Source organism: Pseudomonas sp. FBF18 (assembly GCF_024261405.1).
Taxonomy (GTDB): Bacteria; Pseudomonadota; Gammaproteobacteria; order Pseudomonadales; family Pseudomonadaceae; genus Aquipseudomonas; species Aquipseudomonas palmensis.
This window is the reverse complement of sequence record NZ_QKRS01000009.1, coordinates 177,164-202,840: the sequence shown is the minus strand read 5'-3', so window position 1 is coordinate 202,840 and position 25,677 is coordinate 177,164. Positions and strand designations below refer to the sequence as shown.

Below are 25,677 nucleotides of genomic sequence, written 5' to 3'. Positions count from 1 at the left end.
CGATCGCATGCTCTCCAGCGAGGACGTGATGCGCCGCCGCGCCAGCTTCCTGCAGCGCATCCACGTCGACGGCCCGCTGCTGGTGCTGCTGCTGACCCTGGCCGCCGGCAGCCTGTTCGTGCTGTATTCGGCCAGCGGCAAGAACTGGGACATGCTGCTCAAGCAGGCGTCCTCGTTCGGCCTGGGCCTGGTGTCGATGTTCGTCATCGCCCAGCTGGAGCCACGCTTCATGGCGCGCTGGGTGCCACTGGCGTACGTCGGCGGGGTGATCCTGCTGGTGGTGGTGGACGTGATGGGCCACAACGCCATGGGCGCCACGCGCTGGATCAACATCCCCGGGGTGATCCGCTTCCAGCCGTCGGAGTTCATGAAGATCATCATGCCGGCGACCATCGCCTGGTACCTGGCCAAGCGCACCCTGCCGCCGCACCTCAAGCACGTGATGATCAGCCTGATCCTGATCGGTGTGCCGTTCATTCTCATCGTGCGCCAGCCTGACCTGGGCACCGCGTTGCTGATCCTGGCCTCGGGCGCGTTCGTGCTGTTCATGGGCGGGCTGCGCTGGCGCTGGATCCTCAGCGTGCTGGCGGCGGCAGTGCCGGTGGCGGTGGCGATGTGGTTCTTCGTCATGCACGACTACCAGAAGCAGCGCGTGCTGACCTTCCTCGACCCGGAAAGCGACCCGTTGGGCACCGGCTGGAACATCATCCAGTCCAAGGCGGCGATCGGCTCGGGCGGGGTATTCGGCAAGGGCTGGCTGCTCGGCACCCAGTCGCACCTGGACTTTCTGCCCGAGAGCCACACCGACTTCATCATCGCCGTGCTCGGCGAGGAATTCGGCCTGGTGGGCATCTGCGCGCTGCTGCTGATCTACCTGCTGCTGATCGGTCGCGGCCTGGTGATCACGGCCCAGGCGCAGACGCTGTACGGCAAGCTGCTGGCCGGCAGCCTGACCATGACCTTCTTCGTATACGTGTTCGTCAATATCGGTATGGTGAGCGGCCTGTTGCCCGTGGTGGGCGTGCCGCTGCCCTTCATCAGCTATGGCGGAACTTCGCTCGTGACGCTGCTGTCAGCGTTTGGGGTTTTGATGTCGATCCACACGCACCGCAAATGGATCGCGCAGGTTTGAATAAGGTGAACAATTCAATGCAAGCAATGCGTGGCTGGGTGGCTCGCTGTGCCCCCTGGGTCGGGCTGTTGGGGCTGCTGGCCCCAGGTCAGCAGGCGAGTGCCGCCGATTATGACGGCTCGCCCCAGGTGGCCGAGTTCGTCGGCGAGATGACCCGCGACTACGGCTTTGCCGGCGAGCAACTGATGGCGGTGTTTCGCGAGGCGCAGCGCAAGCAGTCGATCCTGGATGCGATCTCGCGCCCGGCCGAGCGGGTCAAGCCGTGGAAGGAATACCGGCCGATGTTCATCACCGACGCGCGCATCGCCCGCGGTGTGGACTTCTGGCGCCAGCACGAGGCCACCCTGGCGCGCGCCGAAAAGGAATACGGCGTGCCTGCCCAGGTGATCGTGGCGATCATCGGCGTGGAGACCTTCTTTGGCCGCAACACCGGCAATTACCGGGTGATCGACGCGCTGTCGACCCTGGGCTTCGATTACCCGCCGCGGGCCGAGTTCTTCCGCAAGGAGCTGCGCGAGTTCCTGCTGCTGGCCCGCGAAGAACAGGTCGACCCGCTGACCCTCAAGGGCTCGTACGCCGGCGCCATGGGCCTGCCGCAGTTCATGCCCAGCAGCTTTCGCGCCTATGCCGTGGACTTCGACGGCGACGGCCACATCAATATCTGGACCAACCCGGACGATGCCATCGGCAGCGTGGCCAGCTACTTCAAGCGCCATGGCTGGGTGGCCGGCGAGGGCGTGGTCAGCCGCGCCCAGGTGCGTGGCGAACGTGTCGACGAGGGCCTGAGCCCGGGTATCGAGGCGGTCAAGACCGTCGCGCAGTTGCGGGCACTGGGCTGGTCGAGTCATGATGCGCTGCGCGATGATCTGCCGGTCACCGCCTTCCGGCTCGAAGGCGACAACGGCCCGGAATACTGGCTGGGCCTGAAGAATTTCTACGCGATCACTCGCTACAACCGCAGCGTGATGTACGCCATGGCGGTACATCAACTCTCGGATCAGCTGGTCCAGGCAAGGGGCGCCAGGTAATGCGCGTACTGTTTACTGACACATCTCTCAAACTGATCGGTTGCGCGGCCCTGGGCCTGTTGCTGGTCAGCTGCTCCTCCAGCCGCCCGACGCCGCAAGGTGGCAGCAACGTGGTTCGCGCCAAGCCGGGCCTGGACATCAACCGGGCCCACAAGGACGGCGCGCCGTGGTGGGACGTGGATGTCTCGAAGATCCCCGACGCCACCCCAACGGTGCACACCGGCAACTACAAGGCCAACCCCTACACGGTGCTGGGCAAGACCTACTTCCCGATCCAGGACTCGCGCAACTACCGCGCCGAGGGCACGGCGTCGTGGTACGGCACCAAGTTCCACGGGCAGAACACCGCCAATGGCGAGGTGTACGACCTGTACGGCATGAGTGCGGCGCACAAGACCCTGCCACTGCCGGCCTACGTCAAGGTGACCAACCTGGACAACCAGCGCAGCGTGATCCTGCGGGTCAACGACCGTGGTCCGTTCTATTCGGACCGCATCATCGACCTGTCCTACGCCGCGGCCAAGAAGCTCGGCTACGCCGAAACCGGTACCGCCCGGGTGCGCGTCGAGGGCATCGACCCGCAGCAATGGTGGGCCCAGCGTGGTCAGCAGGCGCCGATGGTGCTCAACCAGCCCCAGGTGGCCCAGACCCAGCCGCTGCCGGCCAGTACCGGCACCGTCGAGCAATGGACCCCGCCGCCGCAGCAGCACGCGGCGGCCGTGGTGCCGGTGCAGGTTGCCAACAACGGCAGCGGGCCGGCGAGCAATGGTCTTTACTTGCAGGTCGGCGCGTTCGCCAACCCGGATGCGGCCGAACTGCTGCGCTCCAAGCTCAGCGGCATGGTCAGCGCGCCGGTGTTCATCAGTTCCATCGTGCGCAACCAGCAGACCCTGCACCGCGTGCGCCTGGGGCCGATCAACAGCCAGGGCGAGGCCCAGCAGATGCAGGACAGCGTACGCCTCGCCAACCTGGGGCAACCCAAAGTCGTCACGGCAGACTGATCGGGGGGACTGATCGGTTTGTCATGCAGTCGGGCAGAGCAGCCATGTACAATGGCCGTTTTGCTCGCCAGGCCCAGCGCCTGGAATACGTTTTGCCCGCGAGGGCATGAGCCCAATAGCCATTTCGAGAGACGGATGAACATAACCAGCTTTGCCAAACGCCTTTGCCTGCTTGTACCGCTGATGATCGCTCCTGCCGCTTTCGCGGCAGAGCAGATGATGCCGTCGCCGCCGCAACTGGCAGCCAAGTCCTACGTGCTCATGGAAGCCTCCAGCGGCAACATCCTGGTCGAGAACAATGGCGACCAGCGCCTGCCTCCGGCGAGCCTGACCAAGCTGATGACCGCCTACATCGCCACCCTGGACATCCGTCGCGGGCAGATCGGCGAGAACGATCCGGTCACCGTCAGCGAAAACGCCTGGCGTACCGGCGGTTCGCGCATGTTCATCAAGGTCGGCACCCAGGTCAGCGTCAGCGACCTGCTGCACGGCATCATCATCCAGTCCGGCAACGACGCCAGCGTCGCCCTGGCCGAGCACATTGCCGGCAGTGAAGACGCCTTCGCCGACATGATGAACAAGACTGCCACCGACCTGGGCATGAGCAACAGCCACTTCATGAACCCCACCGGCCTGCCGAACCCCGAGCACTACTCCTCGGCGCACGACATGGCGGTGCTGGCACGGGCGATCATCCACGAGGATCCGGCGCACTACGCGATCTACTCGCAGAAGGAATTTTTCTGGAACAACATCAAGCAGCCCAACCGCAACCTGCTGCTGTGGCGCGACAAGACCGTCGACGGCCTGAAGACCGGCCACACCGACGAGGCGGGCTACTGCATGGTGTCCTCGGCAGTACGTGACGGCATGCGCCTGATCGCCGTGGTGTTCGGTACCAACAGCGAGCAATCGCGCGCTGCCGAAACCCAGAAGCTGCTGACCTATGGTTTCCGCTTCTTCGAGACCCAGACCTTCTACCAGAAGGGCACCGAACTGGCCCAGGCGCCGGTGTGGAAGGGCAAGACAGCCCAGGTCAAGGCAGGTCTTGCCGAAGACCTGAGCATGACTTTGCCTAAAGGCCAATTGAAGAAGCTGGCTGCAAGCATGACCATGAACCCGCAGCTGACCGCGCCCATCGCCAAAGGTGACGTGATCGGTAAAGTGGAAGTCAAACTGGATGACAATGTGGTACACAGCGCCGACCTGATCGCGCTGGACGACGTGGAGGAAGGTGGTTTCCTGCGTCGTGCGTGGGATAGCATTCGGCTATTCTTCTACGGGCTGTTCAACTGATATCGTGACCTGCCATGCCCCCGCACACTCACGCGGGGGCATTGTTGTTGCCACGGCTTACGAGGCCGTTACTGCCATGACCGAACCAGACGTCAAGTCGCACAAGATCGAATTCCCCTGCGCCGATTACCCGATCAAGATAATCGGCGACACCGTGGTCCATTTCAGGGACACGGTGATCGAGATTCTCAAGAAATACGCCGAGGTCGACCTCAAGACCCTGGCCGAGCGCCAGAGCAAGGAAGGCAAGTACACCACGGTGCAGCTGCACATCATTGCCACCAGTGAAGACCAGTTGCAGAACATCAACAGTGCCCTGCGCGCGACCGGAATCGTGAAAATGGTGCTCTGATGTCGGCCAGCCTCGGCTTTCGCGACCTCGGCCTGCTGCCTTACACGGCCGTGCTCGAGGCCATGCGTCGGTTCACCGACCAGCGTGGCCCGGGCACGGCCGATGAAGTGTGGCTGGTTGAACACCCGCCGGTGTTCACCCAGGGCCAGGCCGGCAAGGCCGAGCACCTGCTGCTGCCGGGAGATATCCCGGTGGTGCAGACCGACCGCGGTGGCCAGGTGACCTACCATGGACCGGGTCAGCTGGTGGCCTACCTGTTGCTCGATGTACGCCGCCTGGGCTTTGGCGTGCGTGACCTGGTCAGCCGCATGGAGCGCTGCCTGATCGAGCTGCTGGGCAGTTATGGCGTCGAGGCGGCGGCCAAGCCCGACGCGCCTGGCGTCTACGTCGACGGGGCGAAGATCGCCTCCCTCGGCTTGCGCATTCGCAATGGCTGTTCTTTCCATGGCCTTGCCTTGAACGTGGACATGGACCTTGCGCCATTCCGCCGGATTAACCCCTGCGGGTATGCGGGGCTGGCCATGACCCAGCTGCGCGATCAGGCAGGCCCGATCGAACTCACCGAGGTAAGGGCAAGGCTGCGCGGGCAGCTGGTCAAGCACCTCGACTATGCTGAGCAGACGACCCTTGCGGGCGGAATCGACTGAATATGAATACTGTTGTGCAAGAACCGCAGCAAACCCTTATTCCCACTCAGGACGTCAGCGCGCGCCCGGCCCCACGGCCCAAGGTCGAAGCTGGCGTCAAGCTGCGTGGCGCCGAAAAGGTTGCACGTATCCCGGTCAAGATCATCCCGACCGAAGAACTGCCGAAAAAACCTGACTGGATCCGCGTGCGCATCCCGGTGTCGCCGGAAGTCGACCGCATCAAGCAATTGCTGCGCAAGCACAAGCTGCACAGCGTGTGCGAAGAGGCTTCCTGCCCGAACCTGGGCGAGTGCTTCTCGGGTGGCACCGCCACCTTCATGATCATGGGTGACATCTGCACCCGTCGCTGCCCGTTCTGCGACGTCGGCCACGGCCGGCCCAAAGCGCTGGATGTCGACGAGCCGATGAACCTGGCCGTGGCCATCGCCGACCTGCGCCTGAAGTACGTGGTGATCACCTCGGTGGACCGCGACGACCTGCGTGACGGCGGTGCCCAGCACTTTGCCGACTGCCTGCGCGAGATCCGCAAGCTGTCGCCGGGCGTGCAGCTGGAAACCCTGGTGCCGGACTACCGCGGACGCATGGACGTGGCACTGGCGATCACGGCGCAAGAGCCGCCGGATGTGTTCAACCACAACCTGGAAACCGTGCCACGCCTGTACAAGGCCGCGCGTCCGGGTTCGGACTACCAGTGGTCGCTGACCCTGCTGCAGAAGTTCAAGGAGCTGGTGCCGCACGTACCGACCAAGTCCGGCCTGATGCTGGGCCTGGGCGAGACCGACGAGGAAGTGATCGAGGTGATGCATCGCATGCGCGAGCACAACATCGACATGCTGACCCTGGGCCAGTACCTGCAGCCATCGCGCAGCCACTTGCCGGTGCAGCGTTTCGTGCACCCGGACACCTTCGCCTGGTTCGCCGAGGAAGGCTACAAGATGGGCTTCAAGAACGTCGCCTCGGGCCCGCTGGTGCGTTCGTCGTACCATGCCGACCAACAGGCGCACGAGGCCAAGATCAAGCTGTGACCGGCGTGTGACTGGCTGAAAAAAGGCCCCCGTACCAGCGATGGTACGGGGGCCTTTTTGTTGATGGCTTCACTGGCTTCTTCGCCGGCAAGGCCGGCTCCTACCGCTGTGGGAGCCGGCCCTGCTGTCGCGCTGTCAGCGCTTGCGCAGGCTTTCCAGCAACTTGTGCGTCGGGTATCCATCGGCCGGCCAGCCCTGCGCCTGCTGCGCACTGCGGATGGCCTTGCGCGTGTTGGCGCCGATGATCCCGTCTGCGGTGCCCGCGTCATAATTGTTGGCGCTGAGCAGTTGCTGCAGCTCGATCCGCTCGCTGCGGCTCAGCGGCAGGTCATCCTTGGGCCACGACCCGCGAATGAAGCCCGAGTTGTCGAAGCGTTCCGCCAGCAGGCTTACGGCCAGCGCATAGGACGACGAGTTGTTGTACTTGAGGATCGCGCGGAAGTTGTCCAGCACCAGGAATGCCGGGCCACGGGCGCCCGCCGGCAGCAGCAGGGCGGCCGAGAGCTGTTCGGTACCGGCCGGGGCACGGGCACCGGCTGGCAGGGTCACACCCAGTTGCTGCCACTCGGCCACGCTCTTGCGCAGGCTGCCATCGGCCAGCCAGTAGTCGAAGCTGCCTGGCACCTGGACTTCGAAGCCCCAGGGCTCGCCACGTTTCCAGCCGGAGCTCTGCAGGTAGTGCGCGGTGGAGGCCAGCGCATCGGCCGAGCTCTTCCAGATGTCGCGACGACCGTCGCCGTCGAAGTCCACGGCGTGGGTGTTGTAGGTGGTCGGGATGAACTGGGTCTGGCCCATTGCGCCGGCCCACGAACCCAGCATGGCCTCGGGCTGGATATCGCCGTTCTGCAGGATCTGCAGGGCCGCGATCAGCTGCGCCTGGGCAAATGCCGGGCGGCGTCCTTCATAGGCCAGGGTGGCCAGGGAGCGGATCACCGACTTGCTGCCTTGGAACTGGCCGAAGTTGCTCTCCATGCCCCATACCGACACCAGTACGCTGCGGTCCACGCCATAGCGTTGCTCCAGCTGGCTGAGCAGGACGGCATGCTGGTCGAGCAGCTTCTTGCCGTTGCGAACGCGCAGGGGCGACAGCGCGCCCTCGAGGTATTCCCACACCGGCCGGGTGAATTCGGGTTGGCTGCGGTCGGCCTTGATCACGTCCATGTCGGGGGTGATTCCGATGAACGCGCGGTCGAAGGTGGCCGGGGCGATGCCGGCCTGCAGGGCCTGCTGACGAAAGCCGGCTTGCCATTGGGCAAAGGTCTGCAGGGGCTGGATTTCCGGGCTGGCGTCGGTGTTCGGGGTGGGCAGGGTGACCACCGGGGCAGGTTGCGCGGGAGCCAGGGGCAGGGTGTCGGCGACGGTAGGTTGCTCGGCACAGGCGACGAGCAGGATAAGGCTGGAAGCTGCGGTCAGCTGGCGAAGTTGCCGGCGACGGGAGGGGCATAAGGGCATGCATGGGTCCAGGTATTTCAGGTCAGGTGACGACCATATCATGCCTGTGGGTTTCTTGCTTTCATGCGGCCAAAAAGTGAGAAGCCTCCCAATCTCTCGATTGGAAGGCTTCGCGGCGGTAGCTGCCTTTGCCTTTGCCGGCGGGTTCCTGACGGCTGCGGAACAAGGGCTGGGCGATGATCGATTTGGCCTTGTTGGGCCGGTGCTTTGCGGGCTTTTTGCTCATGGCAGAGGTCCTGCTCAGATGGGTGTGGGCGCAATATAGGCGCTGAACCCCTCGCAGGCAAGGGCAGAGCCGGCATTGCCGGCGATGGGCTGCGCAGCGGCCCCCAGAAGCTTCGCCGGTGCTGACCGTCAGGGGGGTTACTCGGCAGGCAATGCCAGCCGCTGACCCGCCATCAACAGCGACAGCCGCGACAGGCTCACCCAGGGCGAGCCCTGGGCCTGGCCCTTTATTTGCGCATCGATGCGCTGGGCATCCTGCAGCAGCTGCGCCCAGCGTTGCGCCGAGTAACGCTGCAGGGCCTTGCTCATCAACGGCTTGCGCTTGTCCCACACTGGCGGGCGAGCCTGGCTGAACGCCTTGTCCAGCGGCACGCCCTGGGCGAACTGCTGGGCCAGGCCGGCCAGTACACGCAGCTCGCGCGTCAGTGCCCAGAGGATCACCGGTGGCTCGACCCCTTCGCCGCGCAGCCCCTCGAGCATGCGCAGCGCATGCGCGGCCTCGCCGTTGAGGATCGCATCGACCAGGCCAAACACGTCGAAACGTGCACTGTCGGCCACTGCTGCCTGCACGGTTTCCACCGTGATCGTGTTGCCGTCGGCCAGCAGCTTGAGCTTTTCGATCTCCTGCGCTGCGGCCAGCAGGTTGCCTTCGACCCGTGCGGCGATCAGCTCTACCGCATCACGCTGGGCCGAGAGCCCGGCCTGGGCCAGGCGCTGGTTGATCCATTGCGGCAGCTGCTGGGTGTCGACCGGCCAGATCTGCACGAACTGCACCTGCTGGCCTTCGATCAGGGCCTTGCCCCACTTGGTCTTCTGCGCGCTGCCATCAAGCTTGGGCAGGCTGATCAGCAGCAGGGTGTCGTCGGCCGGGCGCGCACAGTATTCGATCAGTGCCGCCGCGCCCTTGTCGCCGGGCTTGCCCGATGGCAGGCGCAGCTCCAGCACACGCTTTTGCGCGAACAGCGACAGGCTGGCACCGGCCTGCAGCAGGGTGCCCCAGTCGAAGTTGGCGTCGGCGCTGAACACCTGGCGTTCGTCGAACCCTTGCTGGCGAGCCGCCAGGCGCACCGCATCGGCGGCTTCCTGGCACAGCAACGGGTCGTCGCCACTGATCACGTAGACCGGTGCGAGGTTGCCTTGCAGGTGTTTGGGCAGTTGGGCAGGTGTGAGCTTCATAGGACAGATAGACGGGGCGCCGAAGCGCCCCGTTCAGGCTCAGTTGGCCGGCAGTTCCAGCGGCGATTGCTGGGGGGTTGCATCTTGGGCACGGCGTGCAGCTTCAAGCGCCTGGGCTTCGGCCTTAGCCCGCTCATCGGCCTGCTGTTGCAGGCTGTCGAGCTGCTCGGGGGTCAGTTGCTGCAGGCGCAGCACCATGCGCTGTACCAGCTCGCGACGAATCTCGTCACGGATCTGGCCGGCTTCCTGATCGGAACCGGTCAGGTTGTTGCTGTCGTGCACGTAGACCTTCTGCACTTCGATCTTGTCGTTCAGCAGGCTCAGGTTGTCCAGGCCCTTGATCTCGTAGCTAAGCTCGGTGGTCAGCTCGTACTCCACCGAACGGCCGGCGCCGGCATAGCTGGCCGCGCGCTGGTTTTCCTGTTCGTTGGTCAGGATCAGCTTGTACGGCGCACCTGTGTGCACGTTGACGCCGCTGGTTTGCAGTACCTGGCGCAGCTGGGTCACGGTTTCGCCATAGGCATTGCGCGCGCTCAGGTCGATTTCCTTGAGGCTCAGCTCGGTGACACCGGTGCCACGCAGCTGGAAACCGCAGGCGCTGAGCAGGACCGCCAGGCCCATCACCAGCAGATTGCGTTTGATCATCTTGTTGCTCCCTTGAACCTTGTAGGCGGTGCGGGCGCCATCAAGGCGCCCGTTGCTCTCAGTTGGCGACGATATTGACCAGCTTGCCAGGTACCACGATGACCTTGCGGATGCTCAGGCCTTCGGTGAAACGCAGCACGTTCTCGTTGCTGCGCGCGGCGGCCTCGATTTCTTCACGGCTGGCGCCGGCCGGCATTTCGATGTGCCCGCGCAGTTTGCCGTTGACCTGGATGACCAGTTCGAGGGTGTCCTGCACCAGCGCGCTTTCGTCGACCGCCGGCCAGCCGGCATCGATGATGGCCTGGGTGTGGCCCAGGCGCTGCCACAGCTCGTGGCTGATGTGCGGGGTGATCGGCGCCAGTATCAGGGCCACGGTCTCCAGGCCTTCCTGGATCAGTGCACGGTCCAGGTCGGTGGCTTGCGAGGCCTTTTCCAGCACGTTCATCAGGGTCATCACCTGGGCGATGGCGGTGTTGAACTTGTTGTGCTGGCCCACGTCGATGCTGGCCTGGCGGATCGCCGAATGGGTGGCACGGCGTACCAGCTTCTGTGCGTCGTTCAGGTTGCCCAGCTCCAGCTTGCCCGGCAGACCCTGGCCAACGTGGGCCTGGGCCAGGCGCCAGACGCGGCGCAGGAAGCGGTTGGCACCCTCGACGCCGGAGTCGGACCACTCCAGGCTCATGTCGGGCGGCGAAGCGAACATCATGAACAGGCGGCAGGTGTCGGCACCGTAGGCTTCGATCATCGATTGCGGGTCGACGCCGTTGTTCTTGGACTTGGACATCTTTTCGGTGCCACCGATGATCACCGGCAGGCCGTCGGTCTTCAGGCGTGCACTGATGGCCTTGCCCTTGGCATCCAGCTCGACTTCGACGTCGGCCGGGTTGAACCAGTCCTGGCCGCCGTTGCTGGCGACACGGTAGTAGGTGTCGGCCACGACCATGCCCTGGGTCAGCAGGTTCTTGAACGGCTCGTTGGAGGTGACCAGCCCTTCGTCGCGCATCAGCTTGTGGAAGAAGCGCGCGTACAGCAGGTGCAGGATCGCGTGCTCGATACCGCCGATGTATTGATCGACCGGCAGCCAGTGGTTGGCCGCCTTAGGGTCGACCAGGCCCTGGTCGTAGTTGGGCGAGGCATAACGGGCGAAGTACCAGGACGACTCGACGAAGGTGTCCATGGTGTCGGTTTCGCGCTTGGCCGGCTGGCCGCATTTCGGGCAGCTGCATTCGTAGAATTCAGGCAGGCGCGCCAGCGGCGAGCCGGCGCCGTCCGGAACCACGTTCTCCGGCAGGATGACCGGCAGTTGGTCTTCCGGCACCGGTACGTCGCCACAGGCGTCGCAATGGATGATCGGGATCGGGCAGCCCCAGTAGCGCTGGCGGCTGATGCCCCAGTCGCGCAGGCGGAACTGGGTGCGGGATTGGCCCAGGCCCTTGGTGATCAGGGCGGCTTCGATGGCATCGAAGGCGCCGGGGAAGTCCAGGCCGTCGAACGCGCCGGAGTTGATCAGCTGGCCGTGCTCGTTGTAGGCGGCCTGCCATTCGCTGCCCACTTGATCGCCGGCACTGGTGCGCACCACGGTCTTGATCGGCAGCTTGTACTTGGTGGCGAACTCGAAGTCGCGTTCGTCGTGGGCCGGTACGGCCATGACTGCGCCGTCGCCGTAGTGCATCAGCACGTAGTTGGCGACCCACACCGGGAGCTTCTCGCCGGTCAGCGGGTGCTCGACCAGCAGCGAAGTGGCCAGGCCCTTCTTCTCCTGGGTGGCGACGTCGGCTTCGGCAACGCTGCCGCTCTTGCACTCGTCGATGAACGCCTGCAGCTCAGGGTTGCCCTTGGCTGCGAGGGTCGCCAGCGGGTGCTCTGCGGCCACTGCCACGTAGGTGGCGCCCATCAGGGTGTCGGGGCGGGTGGTGAAGACTTTCAGCGTGCCCGCTTCGCCGATGCTGGCCTGGTCGTAGGGGAACTGCACTTCCATGCCGCGCGACTTGCCGATCCAGTTGCGCTGCATGGTCTTGACCTGTTCAGGCCAGCCCGGCAGCTCGTCGAGGCTTTCCAGCAGCTCGTCGGCGTAGGCGGTGATCTTGAAGTAGTACATCGGGATTTCGCGCTTTTCGATCAGCGCGCCGGAACGCCAGCCACGGCCGTCGATGACCTGCTCGTTGGCCAGTACGGTCTGGTCGGCCGGGTCCCAGTTCACGGTGCCGTTCTTGCGGTAGATCACGCCCTTTTCGAACAGGCGGGTGAACAGCCACTGCTCCCAGCGGTAGTAGTCCGGCTTGCAGGTGGTGATCTCGCGGGTCCAGTCGATCGCCAGGCCCAGGCTCTTGAGCTGGGTCTTCATGTAATCGATGTTTTCGTAGGTCCACTTGGCCGGTGCCACGTTGTTCTTCATCGCGGCGTTTTCCGCCGGCATGCCGAAGGCGTCCCAGCCCATTGGCTGCAGGACGTTCTTGCCGAGCATGCGCTGGTAGCGCGCGATCACGTCGCCTATGGTGTAGTTGCGCACGTGCCCCATGTGTAGCTTGCCGCTTGGGTAAGGGAACATCGACAGGCAGTAGTAGGTGTCCTTGCCTGGCTGTTCACTGACGTCAAAAGAGTGGTGCTCGTTCCAGTAAGACTGGGCGGCGGCTTCGATTTCGCGGGGCTGATAGAGTTCGTGCATGGCTACTTTGCGCTGAGAAATGGGAGACCTTATCCAGGCTGGTTCAAAACCGTTGTGCCCGGCAATCCGGTGTCAAGAGTGAACGCCGTAGCATACATGACCCCCGTCCATCGTGGGAAACCCTGATTGCACCGGATCGGCCGGCGTTCCGTTGGTCGCGGCAACGGGCTGGTTTTGGGAGTGCCGCTAAGCTGACGTGTGGGGGGAGATGAATCTTATCTTCAATGAGGTGAACGGATGGGAGAGTCGCAGCTGGAACCACTGAAGCCGGAGATTTACGAGCGGTTGCTCGATCGCCTGGGGCTTGCCCTGGATGTCGCCCGTACGGCCGCTCGATTGCGTGATGAAATGCCTGCCGAACTGGAACTGCGTGGCCTGAGCCGCGCCGAATTCGACGTGATCAGGGCCTATCTGGCGTCGTTGCCGGAGGGGGCGCCGGGTCGTGCCGAAGCGATGCAGCAAGCGCAGCCGCCGTCCAGGGCCAAGGTCGTCTGGCTCAAGCAGGCGGCGCGTTCCACCCACACGGCAAAGCCCGGAAAGCTGCACTGCAAATAGATAGGCAGTTGCCGGGCACAATCAGGCGCAGGCGGAGTGCGCCACTGGCACCATGATTCCCATTGATCGGCGCCTGGCGGCATTGTTGCCAGGCGCCGTTTGTCTGTAGCCTTGGGCATCCATGGAGGTGCCTGATGCCATTTCGCTATTTCATCAAACAACTGATTCTGCCGCCCGGCGTGCTGCTGTTGCTGCTGCTGGCAGCGTGGTGGCTGCGCCGGTCCTGGCCGCGTACCTCGCTGTTGTGTTTCATCGCCGGCCTGGGCGGGCTGTGGCTGATGAGCCTGCCGGTGGTGGTGGAGTTCGCGGCGCGCCAGCTGGAGCGTGTGCCGCCGCTTGCGCCGCAGCAGTGGCAGGCGCTGGCCGGCCAGGCCGACGCGATCGTAGTGCTGGGCGCCGGGCGCGAGCGCGGTGATCCGGCCTGGGGTGGGGCCGACCAGCCCACCGGCGTGGCACTGGAGCGCATGCGCTACGCGGCGCAACTGGCCAAGGCCAGCGGCCTGCCGCTGTTGACCAGCGGTGGGCTGCACTACGGTACGCCGCCGAGCGAGGCGCGATTGATGGCCGATTCGTTGCAGCGCGATTTCGACGTGCCGGTACGCTGGCTCGAAGAGCAGAGCCGTACCACCTGGGAGAACGCCCAGATGAGCGCCGCGCTGCTGTTGCCGCAGGGCGTGAAGCGTGTGGTGGTGGTCACCCAGGCCTGGCACATGCCGCGTTCGGTGTGGAGTTTCGAACAGGCGGGGTTCGACGTGGTGGCGGCGCCGGTTGGCTATCTGGGGCATGCCTATGCACGCCCGTTCGGCGGCTGGATGCCCGAGAGCCGCGCCATGTGGCAGAGCGGCCAACTGCTCAACGAAGCAGTCGGCCTGCTGGGTTATCGCCTGTTCTACTAGACCGTCTTGGCAATGCGGCTGGCCAGCAGGGCCCAGCCGAACAGGCCCAGGCACAGGAGGGTCAGCGGCCAGGAGCGCCAGTGCAGGTAGGGCGTGAGTTTCTGCATCGGCACCACTTCACCGTAGAGGATGCCGCGTTCGAACTGCGGAATCTGCGCGGTGATCTTGCCGAACGGGTCGATCAGGCCGGTGACGCCGTTGTTGGTGGCGCGGATCATCCAGCGCCCGGCTTCCAGCGCGCGCATCTGCGCCATCTGCAGGTGCTGGATGGGGCCGATCGACTTGCCGAACCAGGTGTCGTTGCTGATGGTCAGCAGGATGTCGCTCTTGGCGGCAAGGCTGGCGGCCAGTTCCGGGTAGACCACTTCGTAGCAGATCATCGGCGCCAGGTGGTAACCCTTGGCCTGCAGCATGGCCTGGTCTTCGGGGCCGCGGGCGAAGTCCGACATCGGCAGGTCGAAGAAGGCGATCAGGCCACGCAGCATGTCCTGCAGGGGCACGTACTCGCCAAAGGGCACCAGCTTCTGCTTGAGGTAGGTGCCGTCACCCTCGCCGACCACGGTGATGCCGTTGTAGTAGCGCCGCTGCTGGTGCACCACCTCACGTACCGGCACACCCGTGATCAGCGCCGAATGCCGGTCAGTGGCGAAGCTGCCCATCATGTCCAGGTAGCCCTGGGCCTGCTCCTTGAGCACCGGCACTGCGGTTTCGGGCCACACGATCAGGTCCACGGGCCGGGAACTGAAGCTCATGTCGCGGTACAGCGCCAGTTGCCGGTTGAGCTGCTCGGGGTCCCACTTCAGTTCCTGCTCGATGTTGCCCTGGATTGCCGCGACCTTCAGCGGCTCGCCCGAAGGCACGGTCCAGGCATGGCCCTTGAGCGCCAGGCCGATGATCCACGGGGCGAACAGCAGCAGCGCGCCGATGGCCATGAAGCCCTTGCGCTCGCGCAGGCGATGCAGGTTGCACAGCAGGGCGGCGGTCAGGGCCAAGGTGAAGGACACCAGCCACATGCCGCCCAGCGGAGCCAGGCCCGCCAGCGGACCGTCCAGCTGACTGTAGCCGGCATAGAGCCACGGGAAACCGGTGAGAAACCAGCCGCGGAACGCCTCCTGGCCCACCCACAGGGCGGCAAAGCACAGGGCGTCGGCCAGCGGTGCTTCAGGGCGGCGCAGCCAGCGCGCCCACAGCCAGGCCGGCAGGGCGAAAAACCACGCGATGGCGGCGAAGAACAGCAGCATCAGGCCGCCGGCCAGCAGCGCCGAGGCGCCGCCGTAGTCGTGGATGCTGACGTAGATCCACCAGGTGCCGGCACCGAACAGGCCGAAGCCGTAGCACCAGCCGCGCCACAGCGCCTGGCGCGGGCTCAGCTCGCGCAGGCCGAGGTAGAACAGCGCCAGCGACAGCAGCGACAGCGACCAGATATCGAACGGGGCCAGGCTCAGCGGGGTGAGGGCGCCGGCCGCCACGGCCAGCAGGTTACCGGGCCAGCCGGGGCGGGTGATCCAGCGCATGGTTGTCCTTAACGGGTGATGGGGGTCAGGCGCAGCAGGTGAATCCGGCGGCTGTCGGCATTGAGGATGCGAAAGCGGTACGGGCCGATTTCGGTGGTTTCGTTGCGCTTGGGCAGGTGGCCGAAGGCGCTCATGACCAGGCCGCCGACGGTGTCGAACTCGTCGTCGGAGAACTCGCTGTCGAAGAATGCATTGAAGTTCTCGATCGGCGTCAGGGCCTTGATCAGGAAGTCGCCGCTGGGCAGCGGCTTGATGTAGCTGTCTTCCTCGACGTCATGCTCGTCCTCGATGTCGCCGACGATCTGCTCCAGCACGTCCTCGATGGTCACCAGGCCCGCCACGCCGCCGTATTCGTCGATGACGATGGCCATGTGGTTGTGGTTGGCGCGAAACTCGCGCAGCAGCACGTTCAGGCGCTTGGACTCGGGCACGAAGGTGGCCGGGCGCAGCAGGTCCTTGATGTTGAAGCTGTCGCCGTTCTCCTTGAGGATCAGCGGCAACAGGTCCTTGGCCAGCAATACGCCAAGCACATCGTCGTGGCTCTCGCCGACCACCGGGTAGCGCGAATGCGCGGCGTCGATCACTGCCGGCAGGAACTCGCGCGGGGTCTGCGACGCCTTGATGCTGATCATCTGCGAGCGCGGCACCATGATGTCGCGCACCTGCAGGTCGGCGACCTGGATCGCACCTTCGACGATGGTCAGGGCCTCGCTGTCGAGCAGCTTGTTCTGGTGCGCTTCGCGCAGCAGCTCGAGGAGCTCCTGGCGGTTTTTCGGCTCATGGGCAAAAGCCTGGGTCAGTTTGCCCAGCCAGGACTTTTGCCCGTTGCTCGATCGATCTTCGCTCATGGCGGTTACTCGTGATCCTTGCAGATATCAGTGTGGGGTGCGTCGTGTTCGTCGTCGGCGTACGGGTCGGGGTGACCCAGTTCGGCAAGCAACGTTCGTTCCAGTGCTTCCATTTCCTCGGCCTCATCGTCGTCGATGTGGTCGTAGCCCAGCAGGTGCAGGCAACCGTGGATGACCAGGTGGGCCCAGTGGGCTTCGAGGGCTTTGCCCTGCTCGGCGGCCTCGCGCTCCACCACCGCCACGCAGATCACCAGGTCGCCCAGCAGCGGGATGTCGAGCAGGTCGTCGGGCACATCGGCCGGGAAGGACAGCACGTTGGTGGCGTAGTCCTTGTGCCGCCAGGTGTGGTTCAGCTCGCGACCTTCGGCTTCGTCGACCAGGCGGATGGTCAGTTCCGAATCGGCACTGCGCTGGCGCAGGGCCAGGGCGCACCATTGGCGGAACTGTTCTTCACTCGGGGCGCTTGCCTGGGTGGCCAGTTGCAGATCGAGCTCAAGCATCGTGCGGTTTGCCTTCGGTCGGGCCCGCCTGTGCATTCTCGAAGCGCTCGTAGGCTTCGACGATGCGCTGGACCAACGGGTGGCGCACGACGTCCTTGGGCTGGAAATGGGTGAAGCTGATGCCCGGCACGTCCTTGAGCACGCTGATGACGTGGGCCAGGCCCGACTTGGTGCCGCGCGGCAGGTCGACCTGGGTGATGTCACCGGTGATCACGGCAGTGGAACCGAAGCCGATACGGGTGAGGAACATCTTCATCTGCTCGACGGTGGTGTTCTGGCTCTCGTCGAGGATGATGAAACTGTTGTTCAGGGTGCGGCCGCGCATGTAGGCCAGCGGGGCGATCTCGATCACCTGGCGTTCGATCAGCTTGGCCACGTGTTCGAAGCCGAGCATCTCGTACAGGGCGTCGTACAGCGGGCGCAGGTACGGGTCGATCTTCTGGGCCAGGTCGCCGGGCAGGAAGCCGAGCTTCTCACCGGCCTCGACTGCCGGGCGTACCAGCAAGATGCGACGTACCTGTTCACGCTCCAGCGCGTCGACCGCGCAGGCCACGGCCAGGTAGGTCTTGCCGGTACCGGCAGGGCCGATACCGAAGTTGATGTCGTTGCCGAGGATTTCCTTCACGTAGCGCTGCTGGTTGAGCCCGCGTGGGCGAATCATGCCCTTGCGCGTGCGCAGCGAAACGCTGACTTCGTTGACTGCCGGGTTCTCCAGCGCTTCAACGGCCGATTCCTGCAGGAACAGGTGGACCATTTCCGGGGACAGCTCGGTGGCCTTGGTCTCGCGGTAGAGACGGCGCAGCAGCTGCTCGGCAGAGGAGGTCAGTTTGGGTTCGCCGATCAGTTCGAACTGATTGCCGCGGTTGCGGATCTCGATGGCCAGGCGCTGTTCGATCAGGCGCAGGTGCTCGTCGAACTGCCCGCACAGGTTGGCGAAGCGATGAGCCTCGAAGGGCTCGAGGATGAAGCGATGAGGTTCTATGGGTGCGTTCAAGGTCGTTTTTAGCCGCCCTACGGCAATTTGGATGAATTCAAGGATAACCCCACCCGCGCTACGGTGAAAGCGCTGAAACGATCAAGGGTCGCCGGGCCGCTCGTCGGGCCCGGCACAGGCCCTTATTGCACCAGCGAACCGAACAGCGAATGTGGCCGTGCATCGTCGATATGGATGTCGACGAACTGGCCGATCAGCGTGGGATTGTCGCAGCGGAAGTTGACGATACGGTTATTCTCCGTGCGCCCCTGCAACTGCCCCGGGTCGCGTCGCGAATAGTCGGTTACCAGGATGCGCTGCAGGGTGCCGACCATCTGTCGGCTGATCTCGAAGCCCTGGTGGTCCAGGCGGTGCTGCAGTGCAGCCAGGCGTTCCTTCTTCAGCGCCTCGGGGGTGTCGTCCGGCAGGTCGGAGGCCGGGGTGCCCGGACGCGGGCTGTAGATGAACGAGTAGGAGAAGTCGAAGCCGACCTCGGCCACCAGCTTCATGGTGTTCTCGAAGTCTTTCTCGGTTTCGCCGGGGAAGCCGATGATGAAGTCGGAACTGATGCAGATGCCCGGTACCGCCGCCTTGAGCTTGCGCAGCTTGGACTTGTACTCCAGCACTGTGTGCCCGCGCTTCATCGCCGCCAGCACGCGGTCCGAGCCCGACTGCACCGGCAGGTGCAGGTGCTTGACCAGCTCCGGCACCTCGGCGTGTGCCTGGATCAGGCTGTCGGAGAACTCCAGCGGGTGCGAGGTGGTGTAGCGGATGCGGTCGATGCCGTCGACGGCCGCCACCACCCGGATCAGCTCGGCGAGATCGGCCACGCGACCGTCGTGGGTCTGGCCCCGGTAGCCGTTGACGTTCTGGCCCAGCAGGGTGACTTCACGCACGCCGTTCTCGGCCAGGTGGATGATCTCGGCCAGCACGTCGTCGAACGGGCGGCTGACCTCTTCGCCGCGGGTATAGGGCACCACGCAGAAGGTGCAGTACTTGCTGCAGCCTTCCATCACCGACACGTAGGCGGTGGGGCCGTCGATACGCGGTTCGGGCAGGTGGTCGAACTTCTCGATCTCGGGGAACGACACGTCGACTTGCGGCAGGCGCGTGGTGCGCGCCGCGTCGATCATCTCGGGCAGGCGGTGCAGGGTCTGCGGGCCGAACACCACGTCGACATAGGGCGCGCGCTTGCGGATCGAATCACCTTCCTGGCTGGCCACGCAACCGCCCACGGCGATCACCATGTCGGGCTTGGCGTCCTTGAGCTCGCGCCAGCGGCCGAGCTGGGAGTAGACGCGGTCCTGGGCCCGTTCGCGGATCGAGCAGGTGTTGAGCAGGATGACATCGGCGTCTTCGGCCCGCTCGGTCACCTCCAGCGCTTGATGTTCACCCAGCAGGTCGACCATGCGCGAGCTGTCATACTCGTTCATCTGGCAGCCATGGGTTTCGATATAGAGCTTCTTGGCCATGCGTGATCATCAGGTGATTCAAAGAACCGCGCATTATAGGGCGCGTGGTCGAGGGTTCCTAGCGCTGTCGTTCGGGCGGCTATGTTATAGTTTGCGGCTTATTTCCCCCTGTGACTGTTCCAGCCCCCAATGACCAAACGCGAAGCTCCCATCTACAAAGTCATCTTTCTCAACCAGGGCCAGGTGTTCGAGATGTACGCCAAACAGATCTACCAGAGTGACCTGTGGGGTTTTCTGGAGATCGAGGAATTCGTGTTCGGCGAGCGCACTCAGGTCGTTGTCGACCCGAGCGAGGAGAAGCTCAAGGCTCAGTTCGAGGGTGTGGTGCGCAGCTTCGTGCCCATGCATTCGATCGTGCGCATCGACGAGGTCGAGCGCCTGGGCACGCCGAAGGTCAGTGAAGCCCGTGGCGTCAGCAACGTGATGCCGTTCCCGATGCCGATGCCCGAGAAGTAACGGCTGCGTTACGGAAGGGGTGCGAAGGGGGTGCGACCGTCGACGGTCTGCAGCTCCAGCAGGTACTTGCGAAAGATCTGACCGAGCACCTGGGTGGCCATCTCCAGTTCGTCGCGCTGCATTTTTGCAGACACTTCGTCGGCCATGTCCAGCGCGTCTTCGGCGCCGTTCACCGCGGCCATCTTCAGCACGATATAGGCCTGCACGTTGTTGGCGGCGACGCCTTCGCCGCGAAAGAACATGCTGCCCAGGCGATATTGCGCTTCGGCGTGGCCTTGCAGCGAGGCCTGCTCGAAATAGTTGAGTGCCTTGTTCAGGTCTTGCGGGGCGTTCTTGCCGTCGTAATAGAACTCGCCCAGCTCGTACTGCGCCTGTGCGTCGCCGGACTGCGCGGCCTGCTGGCAGCTGGCCAGGGCCTGTTGCAGTTCGTCGGCAGGCGTATTGAGGGTGCAGCGGCCTGCTGCCGGGATCAGCAACGAGTTACCGCCTGCGGTGGCCAGCAGGGGCTGAAGTAGCAACAGGCAGCCCAGTGCGAGGGCGCGGCCGGCGCGGTTCATGGTGATCGACTTACCTCTGCAAAGCTGCGGCCAATGTGTCTGGTGGCACATTATGGGATAAGCAGCGCCCACCTTACAAAGTCTTTACTCGATTTTCTGCCGAGGGAGGAAGGCGGGGAGGCTTGCGGTGGCTGTTCTGGCGTCTTTGCCGGCCAGGCCGGCCCGTGCAGATTGCATGAGATTGCATGCAACCTGCACGGGCCGGCCTGGCCGGCGAAGCGGTTTCACAGCTTGGCGAAGGCCCGCTCGGCGGCATCCAGGGTGATTTTCAGCTCGGTCTCGCCGTGGGCGATGGAGGTGAAGCCGGCTTCGAATGCGCTCGGCGCCAGGTAAACGCCGCCTTCGAGCATCAGGTGGAAGAAGCGCTTGAAGCGCTCGGCATCGCTGGCCATCACGTCGTCGAAGGTGACGATGTCGTCGGCGCCGCTGAAGTACAGGCCGAACATGCCACCGGCCTGGGTGGTGACGAACGGCACGCTGGCCGCATCGGCGCGCTGCTGCAGGCCATCGAGCAGGCGGCTGGTGAAGGCGCTCAGCTCGTCATGGAAGCCCGGACGGCTGATCAGCTTGAGGGTGGTCAGGCCCGCGGCCATGGCCAGCGGGTTGCCCGACAGGGTGCCGGCCTGGTACACCGGGCCCAGCGGCGCGATCTGTTCCATGATGTGGCGCTTGCCGCCGAAGCAGCCCACCGGCATGCCGCCACCAACGATCTTGCCGAAGGTCGACAGGTCCGGGGTTACGCCGTAGTGCGCCTGGGCGCCGCCCAGGGCCACGCGGAAACCGGTCATCACTTCGTCGAAGATCAGCACCACGCCGTGCTGGTCGCACAGGCTGCGCAGGCCTTCGAGGAAGCCCGGCGCCGGTGGCACGCAGTTCATGTTGCCGGCCACCGGCTCGACAATGATGCACGCCACGTCCTGGCCGACTTCACCGAGCATCTTCGCTACCGCGTCGATATCGTTGAACGGCAGGGTCAGGGTGTGCTTGGCGAACGCCGCCGGCACGCCGGCCGAGCTTGGCACGCCCTGGGTCAGCAGGCCAGAGCCGGCCTTGACCAGCAGGCTGTCGGAGTGGCCGTGGTAGCAGCCTTCGAACTTGATGATGCTGTCGCGACCGGTGAAGCCACGGGCCAGGCGGATCGCGCTCATGGTCGCTTCGGTGCCGGAGCTGACCATGCGCACCATTTCCATCGATGGCACGATCGAGCAGACCAGGTCGGCCATCTCGGTTTCCATCGCGGTCGGGGCGCCATAGGACAGGCCGTGGGCCAGTTGCTTGCGCACCGACTCCAGCACGTCCGGGTGGCTGTGGCCGAGGATCATCGGGCCCCACGAGCCGACGTAGTCGACATAGCGCTTGTCGTCTTCGTCAGTGACATAGGCGCCTTCGGCGTGCTTGAAGAACAGCGGCGTGCCGCCCACGCTCTTGAACGCACGCACGGGCGAGTTCACGCCACCGGGGATGTGCTTCTGGGCATTGGCAAACAGGGTTTCGGAACGAGACATGTCGGGCTCTCTCAGGCAGATGCGAACAGGGCGTTGAAGGCGCGGGCGCGGCGAGTGACCTCGGCCGTGCTGTCGGCGCCGAACAGGCCGTGAATCACCGCCAGCAGGTCGGCGCCATGGGCGACCAGCAGTGCGGCGTTGTCCAGGGTGATGCCGCCGATCACGGCAATCGGCAATTTGATGCGGCCACGGGCGTCGTCCAGCAGTTGCACGTTGCAGGCCGGGGCGCCGGGTTTGGTGACCGAGTTGAAGAAGCGGCCGAAGGCGACATAGTCGGCGCCTTCGCGGGCCGCCTGCTCGGCCAGGTCGAGCTGGGCGTGACAGGTGGCGCCGATGATCGCGCTGCGCCCCAGCAGGGTGCGCGCCGGGGTCAGCGGGCCGTCGGTCTGGCCCAGGTGCACGCCGACGTCCAGGCGCGCGGCCAGCTCGGCATCGTCATTGATGATCAGGCGGGTGTTGTAGCGCTCGCACAGGGCCTTGAGCGCTTCGGCCTCGCCCAGGCGACGTGCGTGGTCCTGGCTCTTGTCGCGGTATTGCAGCAGGGTCACGCCACCTTCGAGGGCCGCTTCGACATAGGCAAGAAAGCGGCCAGCCAACAGTTGGCTGTCGGTGATGGCATACAAACCACGTAACTTCATCGTGCAGGCCTCGGGGCGGTCGGTCAGGAACAGAAATCCAGGGGCAGGCGGCGTGGCACGTACTGGCCCTGGCCGAGTTTTTCGGCGTCACGCAGGGTGCGCCAGGTGTAGTCCAGCGCCGAGCGTACCGCGCTGTGCAACTGCTCGCCCAGGGCCAGGCGTCCGGCCAGGGCGCTGGCCAGGGTGCAGCCCGAGCCATGGTAGTCGCCCGGCAGGCGCTGGCAGGTCCAGGTGTGGTGCTCGCCGTCGCGGCTGTACAGGCGGTTGTGAATTTCGTGTTCGTCGCCGTGGCCGCCGGTGATCAGCAGGTGCTTGACGAATGGCAGCAGTTTTTCGGCGCATTCATCGGCACTGCCTTCGGGCAGTTCGGCCAGGATGCGGGCCTCGGGCAGGTTGGGCGTGGCAATGGTGGCCAGCGGCAGCAGGCGTTCGCGCATGGCGTAGCCGACCTCGTCCTTGCCCAGGCGACCACCGCCACCGGCGCGCAGCACCGGGTCGCACACCAGCGGCAGGTGCGGGTGGGCGCTGAGCAGTTCGACGATGGTGTCGACCATGGCCAGCGAGCCAAGCATGCCAAGCTTCACCGCTGCGACGGTCGAGTCGGTCAGCACGGCATTGGCCTGGGCCAGAACCCACTCGCGGTCGAGCACGCGGAAGTCACTGACATTGACGGTATTCTGCACGGTCAGGGCGGTGACGGCCGGGGCGGCGTGACAACCTTGAGCGATCAGGGCTTCGATATCTGCCTGCAAGCCGGCGCCGCCACTGGGGTCGTGGCCGGAGAGACAGAGGACAACGGGGCGGGAGCTGTAGGTATTCATGGTGCGCGAGCTTACCACCAAACGCTTTTGGCGGGTCTTCCAGGCAGGCGGCGTTTTTGATCGACAGGTCAGATTGCTTCTCTGATATAGGCTGAAAGCCGCGAGATAGAGCCTCTGAATTGAATTGAAACAACACCGCTGGAAGCGCCGGGAACCTATGCTAGAGTGCTCGCCAATCGATAACAGGTACTGTCGGATTTCGTCGCCTCAAACGGACAGGAGGCCAACGCGACGCGACTGCACATGCCACGCCGGGGCTGTATGCGTAATTTGCTGACTTTCTTGCTGTGCTGTTTGCCACTGTTGGCCAGCGCTGCCGATTTCGACGACACCACCCGGCAGTTGCCGCTGGGCCGCCTGATGCAGGTGTATGAAGACCCCGATGGCAGCGCCAGCATCGCCCAGGTGAGCTCGCCGGACTTCGCCAGCCGGTTCGAGCCGCACCAGGCCGACGTGCTCAACGCCGGCTATTCGACCTCGGTCTTCTGGATCAGGCTCGACCTGCGCTACACCGCCACGGCCCAGGCCGCGCCACGTCACTGGTTGCTGGAACTGGCCTACCCGCCACTCGATTACCTGGAACTCTACCTGCCCGATGCCGCCGGGCACTACTACCTGGCGCAGCGCACCGGGGATGCCTTGCCCTACGCCAGCCGCCAGATCCGCCAGAACAACTACCTGTTCAATCTGCCGTTCGCCCCCGGCCAGGCGACCACTTTGTACCTGCGCCTGCACAGCGAGGGTTCGGTACAGGCGCCGCTGACGTTGTGGTCGAGCGATGCGTACCTGGAGGCGCAGCCCACGCGGCTGTATGTGCTGGGGCTGATCTACGGCGTGCTGCTGGGGATGCTGGTGTACAACCTGTTCATCTTCATCAGTGTGCGCGACAGGAGCTACCTCTACTACATCCTTTACATCGCCTCGTTCGGCCTGTACCAGGTCTCGGTCAATGGCGCCGGGGTAGCGTACTTCTGGCCGGACCACCCGTGGTGGGCCAACGCCGCCACCCCGTTGTTCATCGGCGCCGCGGGCCTGTTCGGTTGCCAGTTCGCGCGCAGTTTCCTGCAGATGGCCAGCCACAGCCGCGCCTTCGACCGCTTCCTTCAGGGGCTGATGGCCTGTTCGGTGCTGGTGATGGTGATGTCGCTGGCGCAGGACTACGGGATCGCCCTGCGCCTGGCTACCGCGCTGGCGCTGCTGTTCACGGTGAGCATCTTCGCCGCCGGGCTGTTTGCCTGGTGGCGCGGCATGCGCGTGGCACGCTACTTCATCATCGCCTGGTCGGCCTTTTTGCTCGGCGGGCTGGTCAACACCCTGATGGTGCTGGGCTACCTGCCCAATGTGTTCCTGACCATGTACGCCAGCCAGATCGGTTCGGCGCTGGAGGTGGGGCTGTTGTCGCTGGCCCTGGCCGACCGCATCAACAGCATGCGCGAAGAACAGGCGCGCACGCTGCGCGAGGCCGGGCTGACACTGGAGCAGGCCAACCTGCAGCTGGCGCGCAGCAATCGCCTCAAGGACGAGTTCCTGGCCACCGTCACCCATGAGCTGCGCACCCCCATGAACGGTGTGATCGGCTCGCTGGAACTGATGCAGATGGCCACCAGCGAGCAGGAGCGTACCCCCTACCAGCACACCGCCAACGCTGCCGCGCAGAACATGATGCGCATGGTCGACGACATCCTGATTCTCACCGAGCTCAAGGCCGGACGCCTGCAGGTGCAGACCGAGCTGTTCAGCGTGCATGGGTTGCTTCACGAACTGCGTGTGCGCTTTCTGCCCAAGGCCCAGGAAAAGGGCCTGTTCTTCAACCTGGACCCGGGCATGGATCTGCCGGATGTGATCCACGGCGACCGGCGCAAGCTGGCCATGTGCCTGAGCTACCTGCTCGACAACGGGCTCAAGTTCACCCATCGCGGCGGCGTGCTGCTCAAGGTGCGGGCCACGCCCATGGGCGTCGATCAGGCGAGCCTGACCTTCAGTGTGCGCGACAGCGGTATCGGCTTTCACTGCCTGGACGAGGCAGCGCCCTACCAGCGTTTCTTCCAGGTCGATGGGTCGATGACCCGCGAGTACGGCGGCCTGGGCATTGGCCTGTCGATCTGTCGCAAGTTGGCGCTGTTGATCGATGCACAGCTGAGCCATCAGTCGAGCCCGGGCGAGGGCAGTTGCTTCGAACTGACCCTGACGGCCCGGGTGCCCAGCGGGTTTTCCGGGGCGCCCAGATCGGGGCAAATCGCGGCTGATTAGGCGTTTTTGTCACTTTGAGCCGGGGGCGGGGCGTGATTCACTGGGGTC

Annotated in this window: 25 protein-coding genes; 11 read left to right on the top strand and 14 right to left on the bottom strand. The window is 64.7% G+C overall.

Annotation, left to right across the window (positions count from 1 at the left end; translation table 11 throughout):
- Positions 1-28: 28 nt before the first annotated feature.
- The 7 genes from rodA (at position 29) to lipA (ending at position 6,481) form a co-directional block, all read left to right on the top strand.
- Complete coding sequence (gene rodA / locus DN387_RS16190) at positions 29-1,132, top strand: rod shape-determining protein RodA (RefSeq protein ID WP_043863944.1); 1,104 nt, start codon at positions 29-31, stop codon at positions 1,130-1,132.
- Positions 1,133-1,149: 17 nt separating this feature from the next.
- Positions 1,150-2,160: a lytic murein transglycosylase B gene (gene mltB, locus DN387_RS16185; RefSeq protein ID WP_043863903.1), complete on the top strand. Its 1,011-nt coding sequence runs from the start codon at positions 1,150-1,152 to the stop codon at positions 2,158-2,160.
- On the top strand, positions 2,160-3,161 hold the full coding sequence (locus DN387_RS16180; protein WP_043863902.1) for a septal ring lytic transglycosylase RlpA family protein: 1,002 nt from the start codon (positions 2,160-2,162) through the stop codon (positions 3,159-3,161). The genes mltB and DN387_RS16180 overlap by 1 nt, the downstream gene beginning before the upstream one ends.
- Before the next feature lie 135 nt (positions 3,162-3,296).
- The gene (locus DN387_RS16175; RefSeq protein WP_043863901.1) at positions 3,297-4,457 is read left to right on the top strand and encodes a D-alanyl-D-alanine carboxypeptidase family protein; all 1,161 of its coding nucleotides are present in this window, start codon (positions 3,297-3,299) and stop codon (positions 4,455-4,457) included.
- A gap of 76 nt (positions 4,458-4,533) precedes the next feature.
- Positions 4,534-4,809, top strand: coding sequence for a DUF493 domain-containing protein (locus DN387_RS16170; protein WP_043863900.1), 276 nt, complete (start codon positions 4,534-4,536; stop codon positions 4,807-4,809).
- The gene (lipB, locus tag DN387_RS16165) at positions 4,809-5,456 is read left to right on the top strand and encodes a lipoyl(octanoyl) transferase LipB (protein WP_043863899.1); all 648 of its coding nucleotides are present in this window, start codon (positions 4,809-4,811) and stop codon (positions 5,454-5,456) included. The genes DN387_RS16170 and lipB overlap by 1 nt, the downstream gene beginning before the upstream one ends.
- 2 nt (positions 5,457-5,458) lie before the next feature.
- The gene (lipA, locus tag DN387_RS16160; protein WP_043863898.1) at positions 5,459-6,481 is read left to right on the top strand and encodes a lipoyl synthase; all 1,023 of its coding nucleotides are present in this window, start codon (positions 5,459-5,461) and stop codon (positions 6,479-6,481) included.
- Between the two features lie 135 nt (positions 6,482-6,616).
- Here lipA and DN387_RS16155 read toward each other — a convergent pair whose 3' ends face one another.
- From DN387_RS16155 to leuS, 5 genes are all read right to left on the bottom strand, one after another.
- A complete protein-coding gene (locus DN387_RS16155) occupies positions 6,617-7,933 on the bottom strand; it encodes a lytic murein transglycosylase (protein ID WP_054916342.1) in 1,317 nt (438 codons plus the stop codon).
- A 61-nt stretch (positions 7,934-7,994) separates the two neighbouring features.
- Positions 7,995-8,159: an alternative ribosome rescue factor ArfA gene (gene arfA, locus DN387_RS16150; RefSeq protein WP_054916343.1), complete on the bottom strand. Its 165-nt coding sequence runs from the start codon at positions 8,157-8,159 to the stop codon at positions 7,995-7,997.
- Between the two features lie 137 nt (positions 8,160-8,296).
- Entirely contained in the window at positions 8,297-9,334 is a 1,038-nt protein-coding gene (gene holA / locus DN387_RS16145; protein WP_054916344.1) for a DNA polymerase III subunit delta, read from the bottom strand.
- A gap of 39 nt (positions 9,335-9,373) precedes the next feature.
- A complete protein-coding gene (lptE, locus tag DN387_RS16140) occupies positions 9,374-9,979 on the bottom strand; it encodes an LPS assembly lipoprotein LptE (RefSeq protein WP_054916345.1) in 606 nt (201 codons plus the stop codon).
- A gap of 58 nt (positions 9,980-10,037) precedes the next feature.
- Positions 10,038-12,644: a leucine--tRNA ligase gene (leuS, locus tag DN387_RS16135; RefSeq protein WP_054916346.1), complete on the bottom strand. Its 2,607-nt coding sequence runs from the start codon at positions 12,642-12,644 to the stop codon at positions 10,038-10,040.
- Between the two features lie 237 nt (positions 12,645-12,881).
- Here leuS and DN387_RS16130 point away from each other — a divergent pair, with 237 nt between their 5' ends.
- Together DN387_RS16130 and DN387_RS16125 are read left to right on the top strand one after the other, a co-directional pair.
- Entirely contained in the window at positions 12,882-13,199 is a 318-nt protein-coding gene (locus tag DN387_RS16130) for a hypothetical protein (RefSeq protein ID WP_043863893.1), read from the top strand.
- A gap of 134 nt (positions 13,200-13,333) precedes the next feature.
- On the top strand, positions 13,334-14,095 hold the full coding sequence (locus tag DN387_RS16125) for a YdcF family protein (protein WP_043863892.1): 762 nt from the start codon (positions 13,334-13,336) through the stop codon (positions 14,093-14,095).
- On the opposite strand, the gene lnt is transcribed toward DN387_RS16125, so the two are convergent.
- The 5 genes from lnt to miaB all read right to left on the bottom strand — a co-directional run bounded on the left by lnt (position 14,092) and on the right by miaB (position 19,402).
- Positions 14,092-15,609: an apolipoprotein N-acyltransferase gene (gene lnt / locus DN387_RS16120; protein ID WP_043863891.1), complete on the bottom strand. Its 1,518-nt coding sequence runs from the start codon at positions 15,607-15,609 to the stop codon at positions 14,092-14,094. The genes DN387_RS16125 and lnt overlap by 4 nt on opposite strands.
- A gap of 8 nt (positions 15,610-15,617) precedes the next feature.
- Entirely contained in the window at positions 15,618-16,457 is an 840-nt protein-coding gene (locus DN387_RS16115) for an HlyC/CorC family transporter (protein WP_043863890.1), read from the bottom strand.
- 5 nt (positions 16,458-16,462) lie between these two features.
- Complete coding sequence (gene ybeY / locus DN387_RS16110; protein ID WP_043863889.1) at positions 16,463-16,957, bottom strand: rRNA maturation RNase YbeY; 495 nt, start codon at positions 16,955-16,957, stop codon at positions 16,463-16,465.
- Positions 16,950-17,951 carry a PhoH family protein gene (locus DN387_RS16105; protein ID WP_043863888.1) on the bottom strand — a complete coding sequence of 334 codons (1,002 nt, stop codon included), beginning with the start codon at positions 17,949-17,951 and terminating at the stop codon, positions 16,950-16,952. Before DN387_RS16105 ends, ybeY begins: the two co-directional genes overlap by 8 nt.
- 122 nt (positions 17,952-18,073) lie before the next feature.
- Positions 18,074-19,402, bottom strand: coding sequence for a tRNA (N6-isopentenyl adenosine(37)-C2)-methylthiotransferase MiaB (gene miaB, locus DN387_RS16100; protein ID WP_043863887.1), 1,329 nt, complete (start codon positions 19,400-19,402; stop codon positions 18,074-18,076).
- 129 nt (positions 19,403-19,531) lie between these two features.
- On the opposite strand from miaB, the gene DN387_RS16095 reads away from it, so the two are divergent.
- A complete protein-coding gene (locus DN387_RS16095; RefSeq protein ID WP_043863886.1) occupies positions 19,532-19,858 on the top strand; it encodes a DUF1820 family protein in 327 nt (108 codons plus the stop codon).
- An 8-nt stretch (positions 19,859-19,866) separates the two neighbouring features.
- Here the strand turns inward: DN387_RS16095 and DN387_RS16090 are convergent, their stop codons facing one another.
- The 4 genes from DN387_RS16090 to DN387_RS16075 all read right to left on the bottom strand — a co-directional run bounded on the left by DN387_RS16090 (position 19,867) and on the right by DN387_RS16075 (position 23,379).
- Complete coding sequence (locus DN387_RS16090; RefSeq protein WP_043863885.1) at positions 19,867-20,415, bottom strand: tetratricopeptide repeat protein; 549 nt, start codon at positions 20,413-20,415, stop codon at positions 19,867-19,869.
- A gap of 224 nt (positions 20,416-20,639) precedes the next feature.
- On the bottom strand, positions 20,640-21,920 hold the full coding sequence (hemL, locus tag DN387_RS16085) for a glutamate-1-semialdehyde 2,1-aminomutase (protein ID WP_054916347.1): 1,281 nt from the start codon (positions 21,918-21,920) through the stop codon (positions 20,640-20,642).
- 11 nt (positions 21,921-21,931) lie between these two features.
- Entirely contained in the window at positions 21,932-22,558 is a 627-nt protein-coding gene (thiE, locus tag DN387_RS16080; RefSeq protein ID WP_054916348.1) for a thiamine phosphate synthase, read from the bottom strand.
- A gap of 23 nt (positions 22,559-22,581) precedes the next feature.
- The gene (locus DN387_RS16075; protein ID WP_054916370.1) at positions 22,582-23,379 is read right to left on the bottom strand and encodes a hydroxymethylpyrimidine/phosphomethylpyrimidine kinase; all 798 of its coding nucleotides are present in this window, start codon (positions 23,377-23,379) and stop codon (positions 22,582-22,584) included.
- Between the two features lie 261 nt (positions 23,380-23,640).
- Between DN387_RS16075 and DN387_RS16070 the strand changes: the two genes are divergently transcribed.
- The gene (locus tag DN387_RS16070) at positions 23,641-25,629 is read left to right on the top strand and encodes a sensor histidine kinase (protein ID WP_054916371.1); all 1,989 of its coding nucleotides are present in this window, start codon (positions 23,641-23,643) and stop codon (positions 25,627-25,629) included.
- Positions 25,630-25,677 lie beyond the last annotated feature (48 nt).